Raw genomic sequence first — 5950 nt, 5'->3', positions numbered from 1 at the left:
GTGGAGAAACGTCCCTGACCGACCAGCACACCGAAGATAGTTATTGCAATGCCAATTATCTGGACCAAGTGCGGTATCGTACCCATAGTGACTTCGATCAGGAGAGCGAAAACGGGGACAAAGTTAAAGAAAATCGAGGTCTTCCCTGGCCCACGTACGGCAATTCCTACATTCCAGAACAGATAGGCCAAGACCGAACCGGCGATCCCCATCCACAGAATTGCGAGGAAGCTGATACCGGAGCCCACGACTACCGCCTCGACTGGAGATTCGAATGCGAAGGCAGCCAAGCCGAGCGCGATGGTCCCGAAAAGCATGGTCCAGGTGGTGGTTTCAAGCGGTGTCGAATCGGTGACGAAGGCCCTGGTGCCAACAGTATAGGCCGCCCATCCGATGGAGCCGGCGAGAATGATGACGTCGCCGGGCGCGAAGTCGATATGGCCGGACAGGATCTGACCATTCGTGATGACCAGGGAGACGCCGAATAGGCTGATGATCATCCCGACGATACGATCTGTCGCCGGAACCTGGCGGTTGATGATCGCCTCGATAATGTTCGCCGAGATCGGCGTCGTGGCCATGATCAGGGATGCGGTGATCGGGCTGGAGGTCTGCAAGCCGACGAAGAGTGATCCGTTGAAGCCCGCCACGCCGATCACGCCTAGTACAATATACGGCATGAGATTGCGTGAGAGGATCTCCCAGCGAACCTTCTCCTTGAGTAGCAGGATAGCGAAGGTGCCGATCACGGCAATAATGAAGCGTTCGAAAGACGCGGTCCATGGTGGATTGCTCGACAGCGCAATCTTGGCCGCCTGGAAATTCGACCCCCAGAAGAAGGTTGCGAGCAGGGTCATGATGACCGCTGTGCTGGCGCTCGTTTTCATGCACTGCCCCTTTATGACTGATACCAGAGCGGCGCGTCGAGCCGCATCGAGGAGATTTGCGCTGTGTCCGGTGTGGAGATGGTGAAAACTACGGCAGAGGCGACGTCATCGGGCTTGAGCATGCGGTCGAGCTTTTCCTGCGGAAACTCGCCGGCTGCCCCGAGATTTTGGCGAAAGCCGGTATCGACCTTGTCAACCTGGATGGCGCAGACGCGGATATTCTTCGGCATTCCCCACATCCGCAGACCGCCCGTGTAGCCCTCGACAGCGAACTTCGATGCGGAGTAGGAAAGCAACGCGTGAGTGTGATCCACGCCCCAGATGGACGAGATGTTCACAATGTCTGATCGCCGCTGCTGCCTCAGGTGCGGCAGTGCTGCGCGGGTTAGCTGGAACATGCCCTTCACGTTGATATCGAACGTGGTCGCCCAATCTTCAGGCGAAGCTGTTTCAGGATCGCCGCCATAACAGACTCCGGCGACGTTGATCAGGGCATCAAGGCCGCCAGTCGCAGCCACGGCCGTCGCCATCGCGTTTTCGGCGCTTGCCGTGTCCCGAATATCGAAGGCGAGCGGCACGAAAAGGTTCTCGTCGCCGCCAGAGGGAAGTTCGGGGAGAACGACGTCAGCGGCAATGACCGTGTGCTTGTCGGCAAGGAGGCGGGAGACGACGGCTGCACCGATCCCTCCGGTAGCTCCGGTGACAAAAATGCGTTTCGATTGCATGGTATGTCCTTTCATGTCAGCGGATGCCGAGATGGCCATTGGCAGCCGCCTTGAATCGTTCATCGCCTTGGTGGCGCCGTACGCTCGGTAAAGGTCCTCCAGGAAGGACAACCCAGCCGCGTTCGGACGCCAGTATGGCAAGGGGAGTCTGGTCACCGACGGCAACCGGATTGCCGACAAGCTCCAGCATTGGCAGATCGCTCAGATCGTCACCTACCGCCCAACAGAATGTGGGATTGGCCGCCTTCTGCTGGAGAAACAGCGTAATGGCTTCAGCTTTGCCGGCGCCGATGGTCTGTGGCGCGCCGAGGCTACCGTCGTACAGGCCATTCTGACCGACCCGCATGGGTGCGCAGAGAAAATTCGTGACGCCGAATTCGCGGCCAATCGGGGCGAGGATTTCCTTGAAGGACCCCGACACGAACACGGCGGTCACGCCTGCGGCCTGCAAATCCCTGAGCAGGTCACAGCTTTCCTGGAGGAAAAATCCGGGACGCTTCGAGACTTCCAGCCACCAGAGCTGCCCGGCTCGTTTGAGTTCGGCCGGCGAGACTCCTGCAAGATAGCTGTAGTAGATGCGATTGAGATCTTCGCGCGGCAGATCCTGCGCCAGCATGTCAGCAAAATCGGCTTCGAACCTTTCCAACTCCCGGGTGGTGCCCCGCAGCCCACAAAAGAAGCGATAGAAATCGAACATGCTTTTCGTGCGGATCAACGTCTCATCGACATCGAAGAACGCATAGACGTTGCGGTTTGTCGCCTCGGGCTCTGTTCTGGCGAGGTAGGCAGGCGCGGCAGTTTCGGACACTTCGAGGAACGGCTTCGTCTCGAATTCCTCGAATGCCTTTCCGGGCAGCTTGAGTTGCGCATGAATATCGCCGCCCAGGCCGTAGATACCGATCGCACCGCCATGGCTCATCTGGTAGCTCATGAAGAGCACCACGACATTGATGACGCGGTTCCCTGGCCGACTTCCCGGCGGGAAAGGGTCCGGAAGGACGGCCTCGAAAGCCGCAGCACCGAGATCGTCGGTTACGAAGACATTCGGGATGCCGAGCGGTCCAGGGCGCGTCTTGACTCCCGGCTTCAGATCGTCTTCCCGTAGCGTCATGATCGTATAGACCGACTTCGGCACCAAGCCGGAAAACACAAAACTGAACCGCGCCTCGCGGGAATCGTTTTCGAGTGATACGGTGAGTTCTCCCTTGGCCTTTATCCAATCCCCCAGTGTCACCGGCGACCGCATCTGACGTCCATGCACCCATTCGGCGTCAGGGATAGGCGTCAGATGAAAGGGGAAACTCTCGCGAACATCCAAATCCGCATCCGGGCGTTGAGCCGGGGCGAAGACCATTCCGTAGTTGTTGCACGGCAGGGGAAGCGGCAGCGTGTGCAAGATTCTGCGGCTCAGGTGTCGGGGAAGATTCTCGGGGTCGAATGTCTCGAGGATGTCATAGGGTGCGCGCTCACCGAAGTTCGGCAGGGGGCTGAACGGGGACACGATGGCCCCGCCCCATTTCGTCGTGACCGAGCCGGCTTCGTCTGTTCCGTTGACGGCGCCGATGACGATGAAGTTTCCGTCTCCGTCCATGACTTCGCTTGGCGGATAGAGCGGCCCTTGTGTTGTGATGCTGAGATGATACCGGCGTTTCACGAATGATCTCCGGTCAAGCGGGATGAATACCGGACGCGCCGGAATGCGATCTCGACGCCCCGTTCGCGCCAAGGCGCATCTGAACAATTCGCTGGAGACAGTTCCGTGCCGCGGTTTCCGCGAGATCGCGTTCTTTTTGGGCTATGAGATCGGCCGGATAGACGGTGAAGGAGAACGTCGTGGTCATACAAACCTGTTGGGCCTGGACCAGATCTATCTCGACATCGAATTTCTGACGTCGGTCGTTGATGTCCTTCGAGATAACCCGATAGAGGAGATGCGCATGGACCGGAAAGACGAAGTTGAGAAACTTGCTCGTGACTGAGTTGATGACGAAGTACGATTTCTGGTTCCGCTCGCGAAGGAAGAATGCCTCCGTGACCACAAGGAATGCTTGGCGCGAAGCTTCGATGAGGATCATGCCCTGAACGTGCTGCCCGGTCTGATGATCATCCATCAGCTCGCAGTTCTGGTCGATGCAGAGATCCATGGAGTAGGTGTCGCCATCGATCTTTGTCGGGTTGGCGACAAGCGTGTTGCAGTGTTTGCGCTTGTGCGACAACTCGCCACCTGCACGCGGAGAAAGAGCGAGCAGGCCTTCGATTTTCCACCTAGCCCCATCCGGGTCCCGCTCGCGGATCATGGCCGAAAGTTCCTCGATCTCGGCATCGGCCAGCCCCTGACCGCGATGAAGGGAGATGGTTTTCGGCAGGATGCCGTCGGGCAGCATCAGCATCGCCTTGATCTGCGCCGGCGTCATGCCGCCGTTGAAACGGGCGAATTCGGAGAACTTGTCAGAAACAACGATGAAATCTTGACGTCCCATCTAGTACCTCATTGTTGATGGAAGATGATGGCCGTGGTTCAGGCAGTCTCGGCCATTTCGCCTTCATAGACTTCGGTGTAGAGCCCCTCGGCTCCGCCGGTAATGTATGTATCACCGGCCTGCTGGACGATTTCGCGGTAGCGATCATCGGTGAATGCAGTGGTGTAGGTCGCGATGTCGGTATCAAATCCAGCCAGAAACATGACCCCAGGCACCCCGCTGATCAGCGAATGATAGGCAAGGAAGACGGCTGCGGGGTCATGCGCGCGCACGACTTCGAAGATGGTTTCGTCGCGCCACGCGCGATAGGCGGACATCATGCTCGGCTTCACTTCAACATGGCGAAGCTGGATGTAGCGTGTCCGGGGTAGCAGATCGGCGCAATCCTTCGGCGCCTCGACGAAATCGAGGATTTCGCGGCGCACGTCAGCAACCAGCAATCCGGCAATCTGGCTGTTATCGACCTGGGGCGCCTCGGTGACGAGATTGATCAGCGTCAGGCTGTCTTTGAGCGCACGGATCTCGATCACTTCGGGGTTTTCGACGGATTTGAGAAGCCGACGATCGGGTCCCTGCGGGAGCATGGAAATCAGCTCCTGCTCCCTGCCGGGAATCGTCCTGAAACGTGAAATCATGATGAAGCGAGACGACATTCATTTCTCCGATGCTGCGAAAAATGCTGCGTGTCAGCGCTCTGTTGTCGAAAGACTGCCGGGTCCCCCCGATATCTTCAGACCGCCGCACACCTTTCATGTGTGCGGGATGGTCCGGGGCAAATATATAACTAATTCGTGAGAAAGATTTTCCGATATTGGAAAATACGAGATCGACTCTTCCGATCAATCGGCGGCGAAGAACGGCCGCTTCTGCGCCATGATTTCCCGGAGAAAATCGCACATCACTCGAACGCGGGCAGACTGGGTGAGATCTGACTGGACGACGAGATAGATCGGTTGATCGAGCCCGAAGTTCTTTCGAAGGCACCTGAGCGCGGCGCCGCGGCCCAAGTAGTGCGGCAGGGCCGCAATGCCCAGGCCCGCCTTGGCGGCGGCGAGTTGCGTTTGCAGCCCGGTCGTCGTGATCGTGTGTCCTGAGGCAGGTGCGAGGCTGTCGATCCATTTGGCTGCCGAAAGCTCGGCGTGGCTTTCACTCCAGGATATGATGGAATGACCGGAAAGGGCCTTGTCCGAATCCTTGAAGGGATGCTGGAGAAGATAGCTCTCGCTGGCATAGAGGCCCCAGCCGAGCGTGCCCACCCGTTGAAGCGAGACATTGCCGCGTTCGGGCTTAACCATTCGCAGAGCGAGATCCGCATCGCGCCGATGCAGGTTCGCCGTCTGGATATCGGTCACGACCTCAACATTTAGGCGCGGATAAAGCTGCACGAAACGCGGAAGCGCGGGGATGACGATTTCCGTCGCCAGGGTTTCGGCCGTCGCCAGACGGACGCGGCCTGCGATCTCTGCACGGGATGAGGCCATGGAGCTGAAGGACAGGGCAGCCGATTCGAGTATCTCCGCCTTCTCGATGAGCGCCTGCCCATCTTCGGTCAATTGGTAGCCGGACTGCGCCCGAATGAAGAGAGGCACGCCGAGAGCACTTTCCAAGCGCTCGATTCGCCTGGACAGGGTAGCGATGCCGATGTGGAGATGACTTGCGGCAGCGCTCAGGGTGCCCAAGCGGGCAACCGCAAGGAAGGGGCGTGCATCATCCCAGTTCAACCTGTTATTCGCCATCTTTCCAATTCTGAAAAATCAATTACCATCTTTCTCTAGGTTGTGTTGACAAAAAGGATTCCCCTGCGCGTCTGGCTGTGATTCAAGATCATCTCTACGTGGGAGGTGACCTTGGCACGCAA

Annotated in this window: 6 protein-coding genes; all 6 read right to left on the bottom strand. The window is 58.2% G+C overall.

Going from position 1 to position 5950, the window contains the following annotated elements; translation table 11 throughout:
• Window positions 1-887, bottom strand: an 887-nt coding sequence (locus I9P22_RS22790) for a DMT family transporter (RefSeq protein WP_199262390.1), incomplete at its 3' end; no start/stop codon positions are given.
• 11 nt (window positions 888-898) lie between these two features.
• Complete coding sequence (locus I9P22_RS22785; protein ID WP_199262388.1) at window positions 899-1612, bottom strand: SDR family oxidoreductase; 714 nt, start codon at window positions 1610-1612, stop codon at window positions 899-901.
• A gap of 16 nt (window positions 1613-1628) precedes the next feature.
• Window positions 1629-3266 (bottom strand): HAD family hydrolase, encoded by a 1638-nt coding sequence (locus I9P22_RS24990; protein ID WP_199262386.1) that lies wholly within the window; start codon window positions 3264-3266, stop codon window positions 1629-1631.
• 13 nt (window positions 3267-3279) lie between these two features.
• Window positions 3280-4092, bottom strand: a complete 813-nt coding sequence (locus I9P22_RS22775; RefSeq protein WP_199262384.1) for an AfsA-related hotdog domain-containing protein — start codon at window positions 4090-4092, stop codon at window positions 3280-3282.
• A 38-nt stretch (window positions 4093-4130) separates the two neighbouring features.
• On the bottom strand, window positions 4131-4745 hold the full coding sequence (locus tag I9P22_RS22770) for a hypothetical protein (RefSeq protein ID WP_199262382.1): 615 nt from the start codon (window positions 4743-4745) through the stop codon (window positions 4131-4133).
• A 186-nt stretch (window positions 4746-4931) separates the two neighbouring features.
• Window positions 4932-5828, bottom strand: a complete 897-nt coding sequence (locus I9P22_RS22765) for a LysR family transcriptional regulator (RefSeq protein ID WP_199262380.1) — start codon at window positions 5826-5828, stop codon at window positions 4932-4934.
• Window positions 5829-5950 lie beyond the last annotated feature (122 nt).

It is taken from the genome of Paracoccus binzhouensis (assembly GCF_016446475.1).
GTDB lineage: Bacteria > Pseudomonadota > Alphaproteobacteria > Rhodobacterales > Rhodobacteraceae > Paracoccus > Paracoccus binzhouensis.
The sequence above is the reverse complement of the archived record's forward strand: the minus strand, read 5'-3'. Positions and strand labels throughout refer to the sequence as shown.

Excerpts from the sequence above, each read along its gene's own strand:
- I9P22_RS22775 (WP_199262384.1), bottom strand. The coding sequence starts at position 4,092 with ATGGGACGTCAAGATTTCATCGTTGTTTCTGACAAGTTCTCCGAATTC.
- I9P22_RS22770 (WP_199262382.1), bottom strand. The coding sequence starts at position 4,745 with ATGTCGTCTCGCTTCATCATGATTTCACGTTTCAGGACGATTCCCGGC.
- I9P22_RS22785 (WP_199262388.1), bottom strand. The coding sequence starts at position 1,612 with ATGCAATCGAAACGCATTTTTGTCACCGGAGCTACCGGAGGGATCGGT.
- I9P22_RS22765 (WP_199262380.1), bottom strand. The coding sequence starts at position 5,828 with ATGGCGAATAACAGGTTGAACTGGGATGATGCACGCCCCTTCCTTGCG.